Source organism: Herbidospora solisilvae (assembly GCF_009901565.1).
GTDB classification, from domain to species: Bacteria; Actinomycetota; Actinomycetes; order Streptosporangiales; family Streptosporangiaceae; genus Herbidospora; species Herbidospora solisilvae.
Genome location: NZ_WXEW01000001.1, coordinates 1,030,614 through 1,050,898 on the forward strand (window position 1 = coordinate 1,030,614; position 20,285 = coordinate 1,050,898).

Below are 20,285 nucleotides of genomic sequence, written 5' to 3' on the forward strand. Positions count from 1 at the left end.
TCTCACGAGATCGGATACTGCTGGCCGGGACTCAGCGCCCCGGTGAAGTCGACCTCGCGGCCGTCGACGGTGAACCGGTAGCGACTGTTCTGGACGATCTCCGGCCGGTCGGTCAGATAGGCGCGCAGGCGTTCCAGCTCGGCGGGGTTGAGCCACGAGGGCGGGTCGGAGATCGCGCGGAAGCCGCAGATCGCGGCCAGGTCCTGCAACCAGGCCATCTGGGTGTCGGTCAGCAGGTTCAGGCGGCTGCGGAAGTAGACGATGTCGGGGTCGACCTGGAGCAGCGGCGCGTGCCACAGGCGGTGGAGGGTGTTCACGACGGCGTTGTAGGCCATCGCGTCGGAGGGGTCGTCGGTGGCGTAGTTGGCCCACATCGGGGCGACGTCGGGGCCGCTGCGCATGCCGTCGACCAGGCCGAGCGAGGGCAGCAGCAGGCCCCCGCTGCCGAGCAGGTAGACGTCCGGTCCGGCCGCCTCCCGGATCAGCCGGAGCCCGTCGCGGTACGCCCGCTCCCGCGCCGCCCCCGAGTGCCGCACCCCCGGGACCGCCCCCGCGTTGATGAAGTCGAGCTTGAGATAGGTGAAGCCCCACTCGTGCACCACCCGGTGGATCAGCGTCCGCAGGTGCTCCTGGACGCCGGGGTGGGTGAGGTCGAGCGCCCAGTAGGCGGCGCCCCAGTTGTGCCCGGCCTCGACCGGGTTGCCCGCGGCGTCGCGCAGCAGGAACTCCGGGTCCGGCTCGGCGCCGGGCAGCACGATGAACGGCGCCAGCCAGAGCCCCGGCCGCATCCCCGCCGCGCTGATCCGCCCGGCCAGCGCCGCCATGCCCGAGGGGAACTTGGCGTTGGGCTCCCAGTCGCCCACGATCCGCTGCCACCCGTCGTCGACCTGCACGACGTCGTAGGGCAGCCCGGCCAGCCCGGCGATGTCCTTGCCGAGCTGCTCCTCGGTGATGCCCTCGTAGTAGGCGTACCAGGTGCACCAGACGTTCCCCGCCCGCCGGTCGCTGCTGCCGAGCCGCCCGGCGAGCTCCCGGGTGTAGGAGGCGAAGACCTCCCTCTCCGGCCCGTACGCCAGGAACCACGGCGCGCCGTCCTCCTCGCACCACCCGGCGAGGGTGTCGTGGTCGGCGGCCAGCCGGGGGGTGCCCAGGCCGAGCGAGCCCAGCAGGAGCACGTTCCCGTCGGGCCCCTGGAGGGCGGCCACGGCCGAGGAGTGGTGGCGGGCCGGGTCGTCCCAGACGGTGTCGTCGGCGGTCAGGCGGCGTTCGGGATTGGCGATCCGCAGCGGGGGCTCGCTGAGGCGGCGCCAGCCGCAGGGGCTCCACGAGTTCTGGCCGTGCCGGTAGAACAGGGCGTCGGCGAGACCGTGCAGGACCGCCACCCGGCCCGGCGGCAGGATCAGGCCGCCGGCGACGGGCTCGACGGACGCTGAACCGGTCAGCTCGACCGCGAAGACGCGGCCCGCCAGGTCGACGAGTTGGGGCATGGCTCTCCTCATGGGAAGCGGGACGCGGACGGCCGAAGGCCGGCCGCGTCTCGCGCTCGGAATCTGCCTTCAAGACAGGGCCCGGCGGGGCGTGTGAGTCCGGCCGGGCGGGTGGTCAGACGAACAGGGCGTTGACCTGCTGGTTCGCCTTGGTCAGGGCGTCGGCCGGGGAGATCTGGCCGAGGATCACCGACTGCAGGGCGTCCTGGACGATCTGGCTGATCTCGGTGCCGTGGTCGGTGATCGGCAGCAGGAAGGTGCCGCCGGGGGTCTTGGTGTAGTCGACGTACACCTGCACGTCGCGGCCCTTGGCCTTGTGGGCGGCCAGCGCGCGTTCGGTGGCGCTCTTGACGGCGGGGAAGACGACGGCGTTGTCGCCGACCAGGTTCTGGCAGTCGGCCGAGCCGAGGTACTTCACCCACTTCCAGGCGGCGTCCTTGTGCTCGGTGCCGGCCCAGATCGCGTCGGACAGGCCGTTGATGGCGCTCTTGCGGGTGCCCGACGGGCCGACCGGGAGCGGGGCGAGCGCGAACTTCTGCTGCGCGCCCTCGCCGAGGTAGGTGTTGATGGTCCAGGAGCCGGCGATGGTCAGCGCGGCCTTGCCGGAGTTCATCACGGCGTCGATGCCGAGCGTCGACTGCTTGTCGAACTTCGGCGCGAAGCCCTTGTCGGTCAGCGCCTTGTACCAGGCGATGGTCTCGACCAGCTTGGGGTCGTCGTACTTGTACTGGGTGCCCCACGGGTTCTTGTCGAGGTAGACGAACCCGTTGGCGGCGGCGAGCTCGCCCCAGCCGTTCTGGCCCTGGGAGCCGTCGTTCCACTCGGGCAGGTAGCCGTAGACGGCGACGTCGTCCTTGTCGAAGGCCGGGTCGAGGCCGTTGCGCCCCTTGGAGTCGACGGTGAGCTTGGCGATGACCTGCTCGAAGGTGCCGCCGTCCTTCGGGTTCCAGGTCATGTCGGCCAGGTCGGCGGGGTCGACGCCGGCCTTGGCGAGCAGGTCGCTGTTGTAGACGACCGCCTCGGTGTCCCAGTCCTTGGGCAGGCCGTAGCGCTTGCCGTCCTTGGTCCACAGGTCGGCCAGGCCGTCCTGGTACTGGGTCAGGTCGACCTTGTCGGCGTCGACGTAGGGCTGGATGTCGAGGATCTGCTGACTGGTGACGAACTGGGGGTAGTAGCTGACCTGGTTGGTCCACACGTCGGGGGCGTCGCCGGCGGCGAGCTGGGTGGTCAGGTTCTGCCAGTACTGCGCCCACGCCGTCTGGGTGATCTTGACGGTGATCCCGGGGTTGGCGGCGGCGAAGGCGTCGGCGCAGGCCTGGTAGCTGGCCTGCTGGTTGTCGTCCCAGAGCCAGTAGTCGAGGGTGACCTGGCCGCCACCGCTCCCCGGCTCCTCGTCCGCGCCGCCGCAGCCGGTGAGCGCCAGCAGCCCGCACAGCAGGGCCGCGCCGACCCGCTTCCTGTCGATCATCGAGGTACCTCTTCCTGGGGGGACGTGGCCGAGGGGCCAGAAAAGTTCCCTCTTGCCTTGGGGGCTCTCCCGAATAATGATGTGGCGCATCGAAAATTTGTCAAGGCTGACTCATAAGTCTCGCACTGGAGGCCCGATGGTGCCCCGACCTGCCCGGATGCTCTTAGCCGCCCTGATCACGGCGGTCCTGCTGGTCACCCCGGCTGAGGCCCACCCCGGCTGGCGGCCGCTCGCCGCCGGTCAGGAACCCGCCGCCAACCCCCTCAAGGGCTTCATCCCGTACGCCGGCGACCACACGACGTTCCCGCACTCGATGGAGTGGTTCTACCTGCCGCTCAACGCGGTCATGACCGGCCCCCGCCGGTTCGACTGGCGCGCCCTGGAGGAGGGACTCGACGCCATCGCGGCCCGGGGACACCAGACCGCGTTCCGCTTCTACCTCGACTATCCCGCCAAACCGAGCGGCATCCCGCGGTTCCTGCTCGACCAGGGGCTGCTCACCCGGCCGTACGACGACTTCGGCAACGACGGCCTCAGCGTGTCCCCCGACTACGACGACCCCCGCCTGGTCGCCGCGCTCGACGTGTTCATCGCCGCGCTCGGCCGCCGCTACGACGGCGACCCCCGGATCGGCTTCGTCCAGCTCGGCCTGCTCGGCTTCTGGGGCGAGTGGCACACCTGGCCGCACAACGGCGACCCGGGCACGGAGAACTGGTTCGCCTCCCCGGCGTTGCAGCAGCGGGTGCTGCGCGCCTACGACGCGGCCTTCGACGAGACGCGGCTGATGGTGCGTTATCCGGGCGCCGACAACGCGGCCCTCGACATGGGCTACCACGACGACTCGTTCGTCTTCTCGACCCTGCCCGGTCCCGGCTGGCACTTCATGGACCTGATGAACCAGGCCGGGACGGCGGACAAGTGGAAGACCAATACGGTCGCCGGGGAGCTGCGGCCCGAGCTGCAGGGCTGCCTGTTCTCGGGGGCCTGCGAGGGCGACTTCGCGGGCAGCGTCGCGCAGACCCACGTGACGTGGCTGCTCAACCACTACGCCTTCAGCCCGGGATACACGGGCGCGGCCTACGACACCGCGCTGGCCGCGGCCAAGTCGCTCGGCTACTCGTTGCGGGTGCGCGAGGTGCGCATCGGGGGGCCGGAGGTGGCCGTCCGGATCGAGAACGACGGAGTCGCCCCGTTCCCCTACGACTGGCCGGTCGAGGTGGCCGCCGTCAGGAACGGCCGGATCGCCCGGACGTGGACGACGCCCTGGAAGCTGACCGGCGTCCTGCCCGGCGCCCCGGTCGAGCTGAGCACCCGGCTCCCCGGCCTGAAGAAGGGCGACCACACGCTGGTCATGCGGGCCGCCAACCCGCTTGGGAACGGCGTGCCGCTACGCTTCGCCAACGCCGGGCAGGACACCACCCTGACCGGCTGGCTCACCCTCGGCCGAACGCACTAAGGACGCGACATGCATGACCTCCGCCTGGGCGTGATCGGCGCCGGACAACGCTCCACCCTCGCCGCGACCGCCCACCGCCCAGGCCGGGGGTGCCGGATCACCGCCGTGTGCGACACCGACCCGGCCGCCCTGACCCGGCTCCCCGCGGAGCGCACCTTCACCGACTACCGCGACCTCCTGGAGAGCGACGTCGACGCGGTCCTCGTCGCCACGCCCGACGACACCCACGCCGAGATCGCCGTCGCGGCGCTGCGCGCCGGCAAGACCGTCTACCTGGAGAAGCCGCTCGCCATCACGATCGACGACTGCGACGAGGTGCTGCGCACGGCCGCCGAGACGGGAACCCGCCTGTATCTGGGCCACAACATGCGGCACATGGGCGTGGTCCGGCTGATGCGCGAGGTCGTCGCGCGCGGGGAGATCGGCGTGCCGAAGACGATCTGGGTGCGGCACTTCGTCGGGCGCGGCGGCGAGTACTACTTCAAGGACTGGCACGCCGACCGCCGCCGCACCACGGGCCTGCTCCTGCAGAAGGCCGCCCACGACATCGACGTGATCCACTGGCTGGCCGGCGGCTACACCGAACGGGTCAGCGCCTTCGGCGACCTCATGGTGTACGGCGACCTCGACCGCCGCCCGCCGGGCACGCCCCCGGCCGAGGGCTGGCTGCGCGAGTGGCCCTGGCCGCCGGAGTCCTCCACCGGCCTGCACCACCGCATCGACGTCGAGGACGTGTCGGTGATGAACATGCGGCTCGACAACGGCGTCATCGCCGCCTACCAGCAGTGCCACTTCAGCCCCGACTACTGGCGCAACTACACCGTCATCGGCACCCGCGGCCGGCTGGAGAACCTGGGCGACGGGCCCGGCTCGGTCGTGCGGGTGTGGAACAGCGGGCAGTCGGCCTACCGGGAACCGGACGCGACCTACCGGGTGCCCGAGGCGACGGGCGGCCACGGCGGCGCGGACGAGGCGATCATCGAGGAGTTCCTCCGGTTCGCCCGCCACGGCGGGCCCACCGACACCTCGCCGGTGGCGGCCCGGATGAGCGTCGCGGCCGGCTACCTCGCCACTCTGTCGCTGCGCGACGGCGGCACGCCGTTCGACGTGCCCCCGCTCGACGCCGCGACGCTGCGCTACTTCATGCCGGAGAAGTTGAGCGACTGAACCAGCCGACGGCCGAGGAAGACGAGCAGCAGCAGGACCGGGACGACCGACAGCACCGACCCCGCCATGAGGCCGGTCCAGTCGGGCGCCCGGTTCGGCGACTGCTGGAGGAACACCCCCAGCCCGACGGTGAGCACGCGGGTCTCCTCGGCCTTGCCGACGAGCAGCGGCCACAGGTAGTCCTTCCAGCTCCACACGATCGTGGTCAGCCCGATCGTGATGAGCGGCCCCCGGCTCATCGGCAGCACGATGCGCCAGAACATGCCCCACCGGCCGATGCCCTCCAGCGTCGCGGCCTCCTCGACGTCGCGGGGGATCGACAGGAAGAACTGCCGCAGGAAGAACACCGCGAACGGCGTCATGAGCAGGCTCGGCAGCACCAGCCCGGGGAAGGTGTTGACCAGGCCGAGCTGCTTGACCAGCACGAAGTTGGGCAGCAGCGTGAAGATCGGCGGCACCATCAGCGCCGCGACGATGACGCCGAACACCAGGTCCCGGCCCGGGAAGCGCAGCCGCGCGAACGCGTAGCCGGCCATCGCGCAGCAGAGCGTCTGCACGACCGCGATGAGGCCGCTGTAGACGAGCGAGTTCGCCGTGTAGAGCAGGAAGTCGATCTCGGCGCCCGACCCGCCCGCCGCCCTGGCCTCCTCCGAGGAGACCAGGCCGAGCACGCGGGTGAAGTTGATCAGGGTCGGGTTCGACGGCCACAACGCGGTCGAGTCGCGGAACAGGTCGGCGGCCGGGGTGAGCGCCGTCCGGATCATCCAGTAGAAGGGGAAGACGGTCACGACGAGCGCCGCGGCCAGGGCGAGCCAGGAGACGCGCTTCAGCATGGGGGGACTCCTTAGCCCAGGTCCGACCGGGACGCGCGCAGCATCCGCATCTGTACGGCGGTCAGCACGCCGAGGACGACCACGAGGACCATCGCCACGGCGGCGGCGTAGCCCATGTGGAAGTAGGTGAAGGCCTGCTGGAAGATGTAGTAGTAGATGACGCGGGTCTCCGGGATGGGCGCCTTGCCGCCGTAGACGACCGCGACGGTGTCGAAGATCTGGAACGAGCCGATCAGCGACACGACCAGCACCAGCGCGATGATCGGCCGCAGCAGCGGCAGCGTGATCGACCGGAACATGCGCACCTCCCCCGCGCCGTCGATGGAGGCGCTCTCGTAGAGGCCCTGCGGGATCTGCAGCATCCCGGCGTACAGCAGCAGCGCCGTGTAGCCCGTGTAGGCCCAGCTGTTGACCAGCGCGACCAGCGGCATCGCCCACGTGGGCGAGTTGAACGACAACGTCGTGTCGAGGCCGGCCAGGCCGAGCAGGTGGTTGACGAAGCCCAGGTCGGGGTCGAGCAGCCAGGCCCACAACAGGCCGATGGTCACGTTCGGCACCAGCCACGGGACGAGCAGCGCCGCGCGCAGCACGACCGACCGGGTCAGCCGGTGCATCAGCGCGGCCAGGCCCAGCGCGATCAACGTCTGGGAGCCGATGTTCACCACGACGTAGTAGGCGGTGACCTTGAGGGCGTTCCAGAACTGCTCGTCGCCGACCAGCTCGCGGTAGTTGTCGGCGCCGACGTAGGCGGGGTCGTTGAGCAGGCTGTAGTCGGTGAAGGAGTACCAGACGCCGCGGACGGTCGGATAGGCGTAGAAGATCAGGAAACCGATCAGCACCGGCAGCAGGAACAACCAGCCGGCCACCCGGTCGTCACGCTTCCTCAGAACCGCCTGCATGCGCGCCCCTTTCCGGAAGTAATGATGTAGGCTAGCGAAAATTTGTCAAGAGCTAATCATAAGTACCTCACAGAGGGTTGCGAAAGCGAAGATTCCTGTTTGTAATTCGTTACGTCCAGGTTTCGATGTGAAAACCGAGGCCCCCATGAAGCGATGGCTCGCCGCCCTGACCGCCCTCACGACCCTGCTCCTGGGCCAGGCCCTCCCCGCCGAGGCCGCGGCCGGTCCGCCGCCCCGGCCGCCCGCCGGTCCGGCCCCCGACACCTCACTGACCACCCACACCTACACGTACGCCGACACGCCGGTCGGCCAGCCCCTCAAGGGGTTCGCGCCCTACCTGTTCCCCGGCGACGACTACGGAGCGAAGTTCCCGGGCGGCGTCCTGTGGAGCTACTTCGCCCTCAACGAGGTCATGAAGGACCCGTCGAGCTGTTCGGTCTTCGACTGGACGGTCTTCGAGAAGGCCCTCGACGAGGCCGCCGTCTGGGGCCGCCAGCTGGCCTTCCGGTTCTACGTCGAGTATCCCGGCGGCACCGGCTCCCACCCGGGCAACGGCATCCCGCCCTGCCTCAACGGCAAAATGGCCCTGCGCACCAACGGGTTCTGGGGCACCGTCAGCCCCGACTACGACGACCCCGACGTCATCGCCGCGTTCGTCGGCTTCATCAACGCCTTCGCGGCCCGCTACGACGACGACCCCCGGGCCGGCTTCATGTCGCTGGGCCTGGTCGGCCTGTGGGGCGAGTGGCACACGTGGCCGTACGACCGCGACACCGCCGACGGCTACCCGAACCTGATGCCGAGCGACACCACGATCCGCACCCTGATCAACGCCTACGACAACGCCTTCGACAACCTCCAGCTCGAAGTGCGCTACCCCGGCCTGGCGGGCGCGGAGTCGGCCGACATCGGCTTCCACGACGACTCGTGGCCCTACAAGGAGTGGCGCGGCAACCAGCTCAAGAGCATGACCCTGCCCCGGTCGATGAACGGCTGGGACGACGCGTTCACGCAGATCATGCTCGACACCGGCACCGAGAACCGGTGGACCGAGCAGTCGATCGGCGGCGAGGCCCGGCCCGAGATCCAGGGCTCGCTGTACGCCAACTACCCCGCCGGCGGCGGCCAGGTCGACGACGTGCTCGCGGCCACCGAGCTCACCCACATCTCGTGGATGATCAACCAGACCGGGGCGGGCGGCTACAGCCCGACCGACCCGAAGGTGGCGGCCGGGGTCCGCAAGATGGGCTACAACCTGCACATCCCGCAGGCCAACTTCAACGCCTCCGCCGGTTCGACGTTCAAGGTCGGGGTGACCGTCCAGAACGACGGGGTGGCCCCGTTCTACTACCCGTGGACGTTCGTGCTCGGCCTGCGCAACAGCGCGGGGACCGTGGTGAAGACGTGGGACACCGACTGGGACATCCGGACGGTCCAGCCGCTGCGGATCCGCGCGTTCCCCGACTGGAACACCGCCGAGTACCTCGACTTCGGCCGCCCGGTCAACTTCTCGGCGAACCTCAGCACGTCGGGGGTGCCCGCCGGGACGTACTCGCTGGTGCTGCGGGTGCGCAACCCGCTGGAGGCGGTCACCCAGACCGTGCTGCGCAACCGGCCGGCCGCGACGCGGTTGTCCGACTTCACGATCGACCGGTGGCGGCCGCCCTATCCGCTGTCGTTCGCCAACGCCAACCAGGGTTCGGACGGCTGGGTGAACCTCGGCGCGGTCAGCACCGGTGGCGGGCCCTGCACCGGCGACTGCACCGCGCCGACCGCACCCACGCTGACCTCGACGGGCAAGACCTCGTCGTCGGTGTCGCTGGCGTGGAGCGGGGCGACCGACAACGTCGGGGTCACCGGCTACCAGGTGTACCGGGGCGGCACGCAGGTCGCCGCCGTCACCGGGACGACCTACACCGACTCCGGCCTGCCGGCCTCGACGAGTCACGCCTACACGGTCAGGGCGCGCGACGCGGCGGGCAACCTCTCGCCGGTCAGCAACACCGTCACCGTCGTCACCGACCCCGGCGCCTCATCCGGCCTGGTGCTGGATGACTTCGACGGCTCCCCGGCCTATCCCTCGCAGAACGACCTGGGCAAGTGGACCGGCGGCAACTGCTTCCTCGACGGCGGCGGCTCCGGCGTCGTCACCGGCGGCGCGCTGAGCCTGCGGTACAACAACTGCGGCTGGTTCGGCAGCGACGTCGGCGTCGACCTGACGTCCAAGACCCACCTGGTGATGCGGGTCAGGGGCGCCTCCGGAGGCGAGCAGACCCACTTCAACCTGGGGCTGGGCGGCTCGACCAAGGTGTTCGCCGACTACACGCTCGACGGCGGCGGGCACCCGGTCATCACCACCGCCTACCAGGACATCCGCATCCCGATGACCGCCAACGGGATCAGCAGGAACTCGCCGAGCCAGCTCGCCATGGGCTTCTGGTACGGCGGCAACTCGACCATCACCATCGACGAGATCCGGTTCGAATGATGCCGAGAAGAACGAGCGCCGTGGTCGCGGCGGCGGCCCTGATGGTGACCGGCCTGGTCATCGGCACCGCCGAGGCGCAGACCCGCACCTACCAGGCCGACCTCGCCACCGTCATCGCCAACCCCGAGCGCGGCTACCACAACCGCTACGAGATCATCGACGACCCGGCCGTCAACGACTACGTCAACGCGGCCACCATCCCCGGATTCAACCCCGACCTGCTCGACCGCACCTTCACCCGGGCGAGGCAGAACGGCAACACGCTCGTCCACAGCTACCTGCACCTCGACAAGTACAGCGGGACCGACACCCTCCCGCAGGCCCTGCTCGGCAACCTGGCGAGCGGTCTCGCGGCGGTCCGCGCGGCCGGCCTGAAGATCGTCCTGCGCCCGGCCTACACCTGGGACGGCTGGGCCTCCGTGCCCGAGGCGCGCATCCTCGGCCACATCACGCAGGTCGGCGCGGTGCTGACCGCCAACGCCGATGTGGTGGCGCACCTGGAGACCGGGTATCTGGGCGCGTGGGGCGAGTGGCACACCGGCAGCTACTCCGACCCGTTCAACCAGGACCAGTACGCCACCCGGCTCCGCATCGTCACGAGGATCCTGGAGACGACCCCGGCGACGATCCCGCTGGCCATGCGCTACCCGATCTTCATCAAGGAGATGCTGGACGCGCCCTCGCTCACCCAGGCGCAGAAGGACCGGATCGGCTTCCACAACGACTGCTTCCTGGCCGACTACAACGACATGGGGACCTACGACAACAACTCCTGGATGGGCTGGTTCGACATCGAGGTCAAGAAGCAGTGGATGTACGACCGCATGACGTCCACCGGCTTCAACACCATCACGGGCGGGGAGACCTGCAACTCCGACGGCTACAACGACGCGGCCGGGGTCAACGTGCAGGCCGAGATGTCGAAGCTGAACTTCACCGAGATCAACGAGGACTACGCGGCCGTCAACACCAACAAGTGGAAGGCCACCAACCTGGCGGCGTCGGGCAACGACCCGGCGGAGACGGCGTTCGTCCGGCTCAAGCGCAAGATGGGCTACCGGCTCCGCCTCGTGAACGCGAACTTCTCCGACTCGGCGCAGCCCGGCGGGCAGCTCACCTTCTCGGCGAACCTGAGCAACGACGGGTGGGCCGGGCCGGTCAAGCAGCGCCCGGTGTTCCTGGTGCTCGACGACGGCGCCCGCCGGTACGACATCCCGGTGCCGGGTCTCGACCCGCGCCGCTGGACACCCGGCGCGCACACGCTGGCGACCCAGACGGTGACGGTGCCGCCGAACGTGGTGCCGGGGTCCTACCGGCTGGGCCTGTGGCTGCCCGACCAGGCCACCGGCCTGCGGTCGCGGGCGGACTACTCGATCAGGTTCGCCAACACGGGGACCTGGCACGCGGCGGGCGGCTACAACGTGCTGGCCCCGAGCTTTACCGTCGGCCAGTGCGCCCCCACCTGCCCCTCACCCTCACCGTCTCCCAGCCCGTCACCGTCACCTTCGCCGTCGCCCTCGCCTTCTCCGTCGCCCAGTCCCACCGGGCTGGTGCTCGACGACTTCAACGGGACACCGGCCTGGCCGTCCCAGAACGACCTCGGCAAGTGGACCGGCGCGAACTGCTTCCTCGACGGCGGCGGCTCCGGCGTCGTCACGGGTGGTGCGCTCAGCCTGCGCTACAACAACTGCGGCTGGTTCGGCAGTGACGTCGGCGTCGACCTGACGTCCAGGACCCACCTCGTGGTCCGGGTCAAGGGCGCCTCCGGCGGCGAGCAGAACCACTTCAATCTGGGGCTGGGCGGCGCCACCAAGCTGTTCGGCGACTACACCCTCGACGGCGGCGGCCACCCGGTCATCACGACCACGTACCAGGACATCCGCATCCCGATGGCCGCCAACGGCATCAACCGCAATTCGCCGAGCCAGCTCGCCATGGGCTTCTGGTACGGCGGCAACTCCACCATCACCATCGACGAGATCCGCTTCGAGTAGGAGCGGGCGGCCACCGTCCCCGGGCGGTGGCCGCCCCTCCCGGGAGGTTTCGGATGACCAAGATCGTCATCACCGGAGCCGGCAACGTCGAACTCACCCGCAAGATCCTCTCGGATCTGTTCTCCTGTACGGACCTCGCCGGCGCCCTCCACATCGCCCTGCACGACGTCGACCCCGGACGGCTCGCCACCGCCGAGGCGCTGGCCCGGCGGCTCGACGCCGAGAGCGGCGCGCACGCCCGCCTCGACGCCGCGCCCACCCGGCCCGCCCTGCTCGACGGCGCCGACTTCGTGATCTGCCAGTTCGACGTCGGCGGCTACGACGCCCTGCTCCGCGACCTGGAGATCCCCCGCCGGTACGGCCTCCGCCAGACCCTGGGCGACACGATCGGCGTCGGCGGCCTCTTCCGCGCGCTGCGCACCATCCCCGAGATGCTCGCCCTGGCCGCCGACATGGCCGCACGCTGCCCGGACGCGTGGCTGCTCACCTACACCGACCCGATGGCCGCGCTCTGCTGGGCCGTCCGGGCGGCCGGTCCGCCGCTGAACCTGGCGGGCCTGTGCCACTCCGTCCGCGACACCCACGCCCTGCTGGCCGACCTGGTCGGACGGGAACTCGACGAGATCGTCTTCCGGACGGCCGGGGTCACCCACCAGTCCTTCGTGTTGCGGTTCGAGAGCGAAGGCCGCTCCCTCTACCCCGACCTCGACCCCCTGATCGCGGGCGACCACGACGTCCGCAGCGAGATCTACCGGCGCTTCGGCCACTACCCGACCGAGTCGAGCGAGCACGCCGCCGAGTACGTGCCGTGGTTCCTCCCGCACGACGACGAGGTCAAGCGGCTCGGCCTGCCGGTCGACGAGGCGCTGCGGCGCAGCGCCCGCAAACTGGACTCCTACGAGCGGCTGCGCGGGTCGCTGGCCGCCGGCGAGCCGCTGCTGGCGCGGTGGAAGCACTTCGAGATGGCCTCCGAGGTGATCCACTCGATGATCACCGGGGTGCCGCGCGAGGTCTACCTGACCCTGCCGAACCACGGCCTGATCGACAACCTGCCGGCCGAGGCCTGCGTGGAGGTCCCGGCGCGGGTGGACGGCGCGGGTGTCCACCCGGTGCCGATCGGCGCGCTGCCCGTCCACCTGGCGGCGTTGAACCGGACCTACCTCAATGTGGTTGAGTTGACCGTGACCGCGGCCCTGGAGGAGAGACGATCGGCGGTGTACCAAGCGGCGATGCTCGACCCCAACACCTCCGCCACCCTGCCCCTGGCGGCCATCGAAGAACTGTGCGACGAACTCGCCGACGCCCACGGCGCGCTGCTGCCGCCGGGCCTGCGGGGCGGGCGCCGATGACCGACGTGGCGGACGTCGCCGCGGACACCCGCCGGGAGCGCATCGTCTCGATGGTGCTGGAACACGAGTTCGTCCGGGTGACCGACCTGGCCGGGCTCTTCGGCGTCACGAGCGTGACCATCCGCGCCGACCTGGAGCTGCTCGACCGGCAGGGCTCGCTGCGCCGGGTGCGGGGCGGCGCGATCCCGGCCAGGCCGGTCCGCCCCGCCGAGCCGTCGTTCGAGGTGTCGCTGGGCAGCGCCGCGGTCGAGAAGACCCGCCTGGCCCGCCACGCCGCCGGCCTGGTCGCCAGCGGCGAGAGCCTGGTCATCGACGCAGGTACCACCACGACGTTCCTGGCCAGGGCTCTGGTCGCCCGCCCCGAGCTGACCGACGTCGTGGTCTTCACCAACAGCCTGCGGGTGGCGGTCGAACTGGAGCCGGCGATCCCGCGCATCACCGTGCTGCTGACCGGTGGAACGCTACGACCGGCGACCCACGCCCTGGTCGACCCGCTGGGGGCGCTGATGCTCGACCGCATCAACGCCGACACGCTCTTCCTGGCCTGCCACGGGGTCGACGCGGCGTCCGGCATCACGGGCGTGAACCTGCTGGAGGCCGAGATGAAGCGCAAGATGCTCGGAGCTACGCGCCGCCACGTGGTGGTCGCCGACTCCTCGAAGCTGGGCCGCACCGGCCTGGCTCCGGTCTGCGCCCTGTCCGAGGTGGACATGCTGATCACCGGCCGGGAGGCCGACCCGGGAACGGTCGGCGTGCTGCGCGACGAGGGGATCGCCGTCGAACTGGTCGATTAGCGGACCATCCCCCAGCTGCCCGGTGATCACGTGAGCAGGGCGTGGGCCAGGCCGACGATCGCCCCGGCGGCGATGTACCAGGCGTTGTTGAGCCGGGTCGTCCACAACAGGACCAGCGTGACGACGGCGACGGCGGCCGTGAGCGGGTCGACGATCGCGGTGACGCCGAGTTGCCAGGAGACCCCGGCCATGAGGGCCAGGGCGGCGGCGTTCAGGCCGTCGAGCAGGGCGGAGGTCCAGTCGGCGGAGCGGAGCCGGTCGGTGAGCCGGGTGAGGAGGCCGACGAACAGGAACGACGGCAGGAAGATGGCCACGGTGGCCAGGAACGCGCCGACGGGACCGGCGACGAGGTAGCCGACGAAGGTCGCGGTGGTGAAGACGGGGCCCGGGGTGACCTGGCCGATGGAGACGGCGTCGACGAGCTGCTGCTCGGTGATCCAGCCGAGCCGCTCCACGAAGTCGCCGCGCAGGAAGGCGAGCAGCACGTAGCCGCTGCCGTACAGGACCGAACCGATCTTCAGCATGGTCAGGAAGAGCTGGGTGAGCTGCCCACCGGTCGGGTCGGGGAAGACCGGCAGGCCACCGGCCATCGGGCCGATCAGCGGGACGGCGAGCACGCCCCGGCGGGCCGACCGGGCGGCGGCGGCCAGGAGCGCGCCCGACGCCAGGATCAGCAACTCGTTGACGCCCAGGAAGTACGCCGCCAGGGCCGCGACCGCCAGGACGGCGAGCCAGACGTTCTTGATCGCCGTGCGCAGCAGCGCGAACAGGGCGTGGGCGATGATCGCGATCACGGCCGGGACGACCCCGTACAGGACGCCCTGGACCTCGGGGGTGCTCCCGTAGGTGACGTACGCCCAGGCCAGGGCCGTCACCATGAGCGCGGCCGGGACGATGAAACAGACCCCGGCGATGATGAGCCCCCGCCACCGGCCCCGGTCGTAGCCGAGGTGGATGGCCAGTTCGGTGGAGTTGGGGCCCGGGATGAGATTGGTCGCGCCCATCAGGTCCACGAACCGCTGGTCGGTCACCCAGCCCCGGCGGCGGACCAGCTCGTCGCGCATCATCGCGATGTGCGCGGCCGGCCCGCCGAAGGCGATGACGCCCAGCTTGAGGAAAACGACCATCACCTCGCGCAGCACGCCGGTCCTCTCTGGTTACCCGCCCCGGTGACGGGAAGTAGTCGATTGATCACATTCGGGGGGTTTCGGTGAAGTTGACCAGAAGACAGTTCGCCCAGGTCGCGCTGGGCACGGGAGCGGCCTTCACCGGCCTGCACGCCCTCGAACAGCTCGGCCGCGAAACCACCCTGGCCAAGTATGTCGACCCCGTGCCCCGGCTGCCGACGCCGACCCCTCAGCGGTCCGTCTTCCCCGGTTCCGACTACTACGAGCTGACGATGCGGCAGGCCTCCTGGAGCTTCCACCGCGACCTGCCCGCCACGGAGGTCTGGGGTTACCAGGCCCCCGGCGGGGTGGGACTGGGCTATCTCGGCCCGGCGCTGGTCACCCGGCGCGGCACGCCCGTGGTGGTCCGCTACCGCAACGACCTGCCGGCCACCCATCTGCTTCAGACGGCGGTCGACGACACCCTCTGGCGCGAGGTCCCGGGCGTGCCGCCCGACCCGCCGGGCGGCCGGAACCCGCAGGACTTCCCCGCCCTGCCGAACGTCTGGACCGTGCCCCACCTGCACGGCGGCTTCGACCCGCCGCAGTTCGACGGCCATCCCGAGGCGTGGTTCACCCCCGACGGACGCCACGGGCCCACGTACACGACCATGCCGGGGGCCCGGCCGAACGAGGTCGTCTACGCCTACCCGAGCGAGCAGCAGGCCACGATGCTCTGGTACCACGACCACGCCATGGCGATCACCCGGCTGAACATCTACGCGGGCCTGGCCGGGCTCTACCTGATCCGCGACGAGGTCGAGGAGAGCCTGGCCCTGCCGGAGGGCGACTTCGAGGTGCCGCTCGTCCTCCAGGACCGCGACCTGACGCCCGGCGGGGCGCTGTCCTACCCCGACACCGGCCCGACGCCCTACCACCCGAAATGGAACCCGAACTTCTTCGGCGCGATCCCGGTGGTCAACGGCAAGGCCTACCCCTATCTGGACGTCGAACCGCGCCGCTACCGGCTGCGCCTGCTCAACGGCTCGAACCAGCGCTACTTCCACTTCTGGTTCCAGGACGGCGGCGCGCGGCGGCCCTTCTGGCTGATCGGCACCGACGGCGGCTTCCGCGCCGCCCCGCTGCGGCTGACCGACGTCCTGATCCCCCCGGCCGGTCGCCTGGACGTCGTCCTCGACCTCACCGACGCCGCCCCGGGCAGCAGGATCACCATGATGAACGACGCCCCCACGCCCTACCCGCAGGGCGGCAAGGACGTCCCGATGCCGGAGATCATGCGGTTCCACGTCACTCAGCCCCGGTCGGGCCCCGACCCCAGCGTCCCGCCCGACCGGCTGCGCCTGCCGCCCCTCCCCTCTCCGAGCCCCACGCCGGGCCTGCCACGACGGCGGTTCGTCCTGATCGCCAACCGCGACGCCAAGGGGAAGTCCACCCACCTGGCCATCAACCAGCGCTTCTTCGACGACCCGGTGGAGGACTTCCCCAAGGTGGGGACGACGGAGATCTGGGAGTACGTGAACCTGTCCGGCGACGGGCACGCCATGCACGTCCACCTGGTGCAGTTCCACGTGCTCGACCGCCAGCGCCTCGACACGAAGGGCTACCGGGCGGCGTACGACGCGTGGATCGCGGGTGGGCGGCGGCCGGAAGGCAGGCCGGTGCTGGAGCGCTACCTGCGGGGCCCGGCGGTCGCGCCCGAGGAGCGGGAGCGAGGCCGGTTGGACACGACGGTGGCGCAGCCGGGGATGGTCACCCGGATCGTCCTGCGCTTCGACCTGCCCACCGGCGCCGCGACGCCCGCGACGTACATCCAGCACTGCCACATGCTGGAACACGAGGACAACGAGATGATGCGCCCGTGGCAGGTCGTCTAGTCGATCGCCTGGTAGAGGGTGGTCCAGAAGTCGTGCATCAGGCGGATCGGGTCGGGGACCGACGCGCCGACCTGGGTGAGCAGGATGCCGGTGACGCCGGTCACGGGGTCGGCGTAGGTCGAGGTGCCGCTGCCGCCGTCCCAGCCGAACTGGCCGATCGGCGCGTAGTCGCCTCGGTGGGTGCGCACGGCCATCCCGAGGCCCCAGCCGCCGTGCTGGCCCTGGCCGAAGGACACGTGCACGTTGTCGACGGCCATGGCGTGGCGGGCGGCCTGCTGCTCGGGCGTGAGGCGGTTGGTGGTCATCAGCTCCACCGCCGGGCGCGACAGGATGCGTTCGCCCTCGTGGACGCCGCCGTTGAGCAGCATGCGGAAGTAGGCGTGGTAGTCGTCGGCGGTGGAGACCAGGCCCCCGCCGCCGCCCTGGAACGCCGGGGGCCTGCTCCAGCGTCCGTCCCGGGCCTCGTCCCACACGTGGAACTCACCGGTCTGCGGGTCGGGGGCGTAGAGGACAGGCAGCCGGTCGATCTTCTCGGCGGGCACGTGGAAGCCGGTGTCGGTCATGCCCAGCGGGCCGAAGACACGCTCCCGCAGGAACGCCTCGTACGTCCGGCCGGTGACCCGGGCCACCAGCACGCCGAGCAGGTCGTGGCTGATCTGGTACTGCCAGCGCTCGCCGGGCTGGTACATCAGCGGAAGCGTGCCCAGGCGGCGCATCCACTCGTCCGGCTCGGGCATCTCCACCGGCAGGTTGGGGGTGAGGCCCTGCTCGAAGACGGCGTTCATGATCGGGGTGCCCAGCGCCGTCATGTCCATGCCGAGGCCGAAGGTGGAGGTGAGCACGTCCCGCACGGTGATGGGGCGCCGCGCCGGCACGGTGTCGTCCAGCGGACCGTCGATCCGCGTCAACACCCGGCGGCCGGCCAGTTCCGGCAGCCACTCCTCGACGGTGTCGTCGAGGCGCAGCCGGCACTCGTCGAGCAGCACCATCGCCGCCGCGTGCGCCACCGGCTTCGACGTGGACGCCATCCGGAAGATCGTGTCCCGCCGCATCGGCGGGCCGCCGTCGTGGCGCATCGTGCCGAGCGTCTCGACGTGGGTCTCCTCGCCCCGGCTGACCAGGGCCACCACCCCGGGGATGCGCCCCGAGTCGACGTGCCGCGCCAGCACGCCGCGCAGCCTGTCCAGCCCGGTCTTGGTGAAGCCGCCCTCACTCATGTGAAGCTCCTTGTCGCGGTGTTCTCTCGTGTGGGACAACCGTCGCCGGACCCGCTGACACGGGGCCGTCGCCGTGCTGACACCGCTGCCGGCGGACGTCAGGCGAGGCTGATCGCCAGCGACTGGGCCCGGTGGTCCGAAAGGCCGCGCGGGTCCGGCAGTTCGCTCGTGTGGACGGTCACGCCCCTGGTGAAGGTCCAGTCGAGCTGCCACAGCGGGAGCACGCCCGCGTACCACGACGTGGGGTAGATCGAGCGGTTCGCGATGTTCGCGCTCGTCAGCCGGTCGAACAGGGGGCGCAGCTCCCCCATCGCGCCGGTGCTGTTGAAGTCGCCGCTGACCAGGGCGGCGGAGGGGGTGGCGGCGAGGTCGGCCAGCAGGCCGCCGAACTGGGCGGCGCGGCGCTCGTCCCGGCCGCGCAGCTCCGTGTAGAAGCGGCTGGTTAAAGGGTTTTCGTTCAGGACGTACTGGGCCGGGATGTGCACGTTGTAGACGGACAGGGTCGAGGCGCCGATCCGCAGGTCGGTGCGGAGGATCTTGGCGAGGTCGAAGGCGGCCTGCCACGAGGGCCGGGGCCCGAGGGCGACCGCCGGGCCGACCCGGCGGACGGCGGTGATGGGGTGACGGGACAACGTGACGAGCTCGCCCTCGGCCGCGAGGTGGTAGCCGGGGAAGGCGCGCCGCAGGGCCGCCAGGTCGTCGACCTCGCGGGGGCGGTCGCCGACCCAGTTCAGGTACTCCTGGAGGACGTAGACGTCGGCGTGCTGGTCGGTGAGGAAGCGGTAGAAGGCCCGGGGGTCGTCGTCCTGGTGCCAGTACTCGGTGTTCCACGAGAACACCCGCACCGCCCCGGGCGGCGGCGGGCCGTCCGGGGCGGTCAGCGCGGCGGGGTTGAGGCCGCCGTGGGCGGCGCCCAGCAGCAGCGACCCGGCCGCCAGCAGCGCCGCCCGGCCGCGGCACCGGGCCGCCGCAAGAAGCGTGACCGGGATGGCCAGATAGAGGGCGGGCGGGATCATGTCGGGGATCAGCCACAACCAGAACCGGCCCGTGAGCAGGTGGTGCAGGATCACGAAGCCCAGCCAGCCGGCCGACGCGACCCCGGCCGCCTTCCTCAACGGGCCGGCTCGGGGGTGCGGGCGTCGTACAGGCGCCGGAAGGAGGGGGACGCCAGCCACTGGAGGGCGCCGGCTCCGACGCCCGCGAGGATGACGAGACCGACCACGAAGTGGACGGCGACGAAGTAGGCGCCGAAGAGCGGGCACTTGCGGCCGAAGACGAACCGGAACATGCCGGCGTCGCCGAGCGCCCACGCGGCCAGCGCCAGCGCCGGCGCCGCCGCCCACCACGGGCCGAGCAGGAACGGCGCGGGGAGGGTGAGCACGGCCAGCGCCGCCGCCAGGGACGCGAGCGCCCGCGCGGGCGTCTCGTAGCCCTGGGCGAAGCGGCGCTGCCGCGCGTAGAGCGGGACCCGCAGGCGGCCGCGCTGGAACAGCTTGCGCAGCAGGGTCGGGAGCTCGCGGTCGTGGCCCATCCGGCCGCGTATGGCGCGCGTGATCCGCACCCGGTAATGATCGCTCAGCCGTCTGCCGTAGTCGACCTCCTCGGTGTGGCGCAGCTCGGGGTTGAACGGGCCGATCTCGCGGAACACCGAGGCGCGGACGGCGAACATCGCCGACCACAGGAACGACACCTCCCCTTCCGACGCGATCGACCAGTAGTGGTGCTGGTGGGCGCGGTAGTCCTCGACGCGGGTGGAGCGGATCAGCGGGTCGGGGTCCTCGATGCCGCAGACCGCGCCGAGCGCCGGGTCGGCCGCCAGCAGGGCCACGCCGGTGGCGACCGCGTCGGGGGCCAGGGCGACGTCGGAGTCGACGAAGAAGAGGATCTCCCCGTTCGCGTGGGCGGCGCCGAGGTTCCTGGCCACGGCGGGACCGCTGTTACCCGGGGTGCGGATCACCGGCACGCCCATCGACGCGGCGACGGCGGCCGAGCCGTCGGTGCTGCAGTCGTCCACGACGACGACCTCCAGCGGCGTGTGGGTCTGCTCCCGGATCGCCGTCAGGACCAGCGGGAGGAACCGGGCGTGGTTGTAGGTCGGGACGATGACGGTGACCAGAGGGGATTCCATCGGT

15 protein-coding genes are annotated in these 20,285 nt (G+C 70.9%); 7 read left to right on the forward strand and 8 right to left on the reverse strand.

Translation table 11 applies throughout. The annotated features are described in order from the left end of the window. Window positions 1–2: 2 nt before the first annotated feature. Both GT755_RS04405 and GT755_RS04410 read right to left on the reverse strand, forming a co-directional pair. Window positions 3–1,487, reverse strand: a complete 1,485-nt coding sequence (locus GT755_RS04405) for a glycoside hydrolase family 36 protein (RefSeq protein ID WP_161478373.1) — start codon at window positions 1,485–1,487, stop codon at window positions 3–5. 115 nt (window positions 1,488–1,602) lie between these two features. Continuing rightward, on the reverse strand, window positions 1,603–2,955 hold the full coding sequence (locus tag GT755_RS04410) for an ABC transporter substrate-binding protein (protein WP_161478374.1): 1,353 nt from the start codon (window positions 2,953–2,955) through the stop codon (window positions 1,603–1,605). Between the two features lie 136 nt (window positions 2,956–3,091). Between GT755_RS04410 and GT755_RS04415 the strand changes: the two genes are divergently transcribed. Both GT755_RS04415 and GT755_RS04420 read left to right on the forward strand, forming a co-directional pair. Further along, window positions 3,092–4,411 (forward strand): hypothetical protein, encoded by a 1,320-nt coding sequence (locus tag GT755_RS04415; RefSeq protein WP_202609573.1) that lies wholly within the window; start codon window positions 3,092–3,094, stop codon window positions 4,409–4,411. Between the two features lie 9 nt (window positions 4,412–4,420). Further along, the gene (locus tag GT755_RS04420) at window positions 4,421–5,578 is read left to right on the forward strand and encodes a Gfo/Idh/MocA family protein (protein WP_161478375.1); all 1,158 of its coding nucleotides are present in this window, start codon (window positions 4,421–4,423) and stop codon (window positions 5,576–5,578) included. Here GT755_RS04420 and GT755_RS04425 read toward each other — a convergent pair. After that, the gene (locus GT755_RS04425; protein ID WP_161478376.1) at window positions 5,548–6,411 is read right to left on the reverse strand and encodes a carbohydrate ABC transporter permease; all 864 of its coding nucleotides are present in this window, start codon (window positions 6,409–6,411) and stop codon (window positions 5,548–5,550) included. The two genes, GT755_RS04420 and GT755_RS04425, sit on opposite strands and share 31 nt — an antisense overlap. Window positions 6,412–6,422: 11 nt before the next feature. Further along, the gene (locus tag GT755_RS04430) at window positions 6,423–7,310 is read right to left on the reverse strand and encodes a carbohydrate ABC transporter permease (protein WP_161478377.1); all 888 of its coding nucleotides are present in this window, start codon (window positions 7,308–7,310) and stop codon (window positions 6,423–6,425) included. 145 nt (window positions 7,311–7,455) lie between these two features. Between GT755_RS04430 and GT755_RS04435 the strand changes: the two genes are divergently transcribed. From GT755_RS04435 to GT755_RS04450, 4 genes are read left to right on the forward strand one after another with little or no spacing between them, the layout of a single operon-like run. Next, entirely contained in the window at window positions 7,456–9,798 is a 2,343-nt protein-coding gene (locus tag GT755_RS04435) for a DUF4832 domain-containing protein (RefSeq protein ID WP_161478378.1), read from the forward strand. Continuing rightward, window positions 9,798–11,792 (forward strand): DUF4832 domain-containing protein, encoded by a 1,995-nt coding sequence (locus tag GT755_RS04440; RefSeq protein ID WP_161478379.1) that lies wholly within the window; start codon window positions 9,798–9,800, stop codon window positions 11,790–11,792. The genes GT755_RS04435 and GT755_RS04440 overlap by 1 nt, the downstream gene beginning before the upstream one ends. A 53-nt stretch (window positions 11,793–11,845) precedes the next feature. Continuing rightward, the gene (locus tag GT755_RS04445; protein WP_161478380.1) at window positions 11,846–13,141 is read left to right on the forward strand and encodes a family 4 glycosyl hydrolase; all 1,296 of its coding nucleotides are present in this window, start codon (window positions 11,846–11,848) and stop codon (window positions 13,139–13,141) included. Beyond that, window positions 13,138–13,935: a DeoR/GlpR family DNA-binding transcription regulator gene (locus GT755_RS04450; protein WP_161478381.1), complete on the forward strand. Its 798-nt coding sequence runs from the start codon at window positions 13,138–13,140 to the stop codon at window positions 13,933–13,935. The genes GT755_RS04445 and GT755_RS04450 overlap by 4 nt, the downstream gene beginning before the upstream one ends. A 26-nt stretch (window positions 13,936–13,961) precedes the next feature. On the opposite strand, the gene chrA is transcribed toward GT755_RS04450, so the two are convergent. After that, the gene (gene chrA / locus GT755_RS04455; protein ID WP_202609574.1) at window positions 13,962–15,077 is read right to left on the reverse strand and encodes a chromate efflux transporter; all 1,116 of its coding nucleotides are present in this window, start codon (window positions 15,075–15,077) and stop codon (window positions 13,962–13,964) included. Between the two features lie 74 nt (window positions 15,078–15,151). On the opposite strand from chrA, the gene GT755_RS04460 reads away from it, so the two are divergent. Beyond that, complete coding sequence (locus tag GT755_RS04460; RefSeq protein WP_202609575.1) at window positions 15,152–16,936, forward strand: multicopper oxidase family protein; 1,785 nt, start codon at window positions 15,152–15,154, stop codon at window positions 16,934–16,936. On the opposite strand, the gene GT755_RS04465 is transcribed toward GT755_RS04460, so the two are convergent. The 3 genes from GT755_RS04465 to GT755_RS04475 all read right to left on the reverse strand — a co-directional run bounded on the left by GT755_RS04465 (window position 16,933) and on the right by GT755_RS04475 (window position 20,281). After that, window positions 16,933–18,153 carry a serine hydrolase domain-containing protein gene (locus tag GT755_RS04465; RefSeq protein WP_161478382.1) on the reverse strand — a complete coding sequence of 407 codons (1,221 nt, stop codon included), beginning with the start codon at window positions 18,151–18,153 and terminating at the stop codon, window positions 16,933–16,935. The two genes, GT755_RS04460 and GT755_RS04465, sit on opposite strands and share 4 nt — an antisense overlap. A gap of 98 nt (window positions 18,154–18,251) precedes the next feature. Further along, complete coding sequence (locus GT755_RS04470) at window positions 18,252–19,268, reverse strand: endonuclease/exonuclease/phosphatase family protein (protein ID WP_161478383.1); 1,017 nt, start codon at window positions 19,266–19,268, stop codon at window positions 18,252–18,254. After that, on the reverse strand, window positions 19,265–20,281 hold the full coding sequence (locus tag GT755_RS04475; protein WP_161478384.1) for a glycosyltransferase family 2 protein: 1,017 nt from the start codon (window positions 20,279–20,281) through the stop codon (window positions 19,265–19,267). Before GT755_RS04475 ends, GT755_RS04470 begins: the two co-directional genes overlap by 4 nt. Window positions 20,282–20,285: the final 4 nt, after the last annotated feature.

Bases quoted from the DNA above. Each gene is read 5' to 3' on its own strand.
- GT755_RS04405 (WP_161478373.1), bottom strand. From the start codon at position 1,487: ATGCCCCAACTCGTCGACCTGGCGGGCCGCGTCTTCGCGGTCGAGCTG.
- GT755_RS04410 (WP_161478374.1), bottom strand. From the start codon at position 2,955: ATGATCGACAGGAAGCGGGTCGGCGCGGCCCTGCTGTGCGGGCTGCTG.
- GT755_RS04415 (WP_202609573.1), top strand. From the start codon at position 3,092: ATGGTGCCCCGACCTGCCCGGATGCTCTTAGCCGCCCTGATCACGGCG.
- GT755_RS04420 (WP_161478375.1), top strand. From the start codon at position 4,421: ATGCATGACCTCCGCCTGGGCGTGATCGGCGCCGGACAACGCTCCACC.
- GT755_RS04425 (WP_161478376.1), bottom strand. From the start codon at position 6,411: ATGCTGAAGCGCGTCTCCTGGCTCGCCCTGGCCGCGGCGCTCGTCGTG.
- GT755_RS04430 (WP_161478377.1), bottom strand. From the start codon at position 7,310: ATGCAGGCGGTTCTGAGGAAGCGTGACGACCGGGTGGCCGGCTGGTTG.
- GT755_RS04435 (WP_161478378.1), top strand. From the start codon at position 7,456: ATGAAGCGATGGCTCGCCGCCCTGACCGCCCTCACGACCCTGCTCCTG.
- GT755_RS04440 (WP_161478379.1), top strand. From the start codon at position 9,798: ATGCCGAGAAGAACGAGCGCCGTGGTCGCGGCGGCGGCCCTGATGGTG.
- GT755_RS04445 (WP_161478380.1), top strand. From the start codon at position 11,846: ATGACCAAGATCGTCATCACCGGAGCCGGCAACGTCGAACTCACCCGC.
- GT755_RS04450 (WP_161478381.1), top strand. From the start codon at position 13,138: ATGACCGACGTGGCGGACGTCGCCGCGGACACCCGCCGGGAGCGCATC.
- GT755_RS04465 (WP_161478382.1), bottom strand. From the start codon at position 18,153: ATGAGTGAGGGCGGCTTCACCAAGACCGGGCTGGACAGGCTGCGCGGC.
- GT755_RS04475 (WP_161478384.1), bottom strand. From the start codon at position 20,281: ATGGAATCCCCTCTGGTCACCGTCATCGTCCCGACCTACAACCACGCC.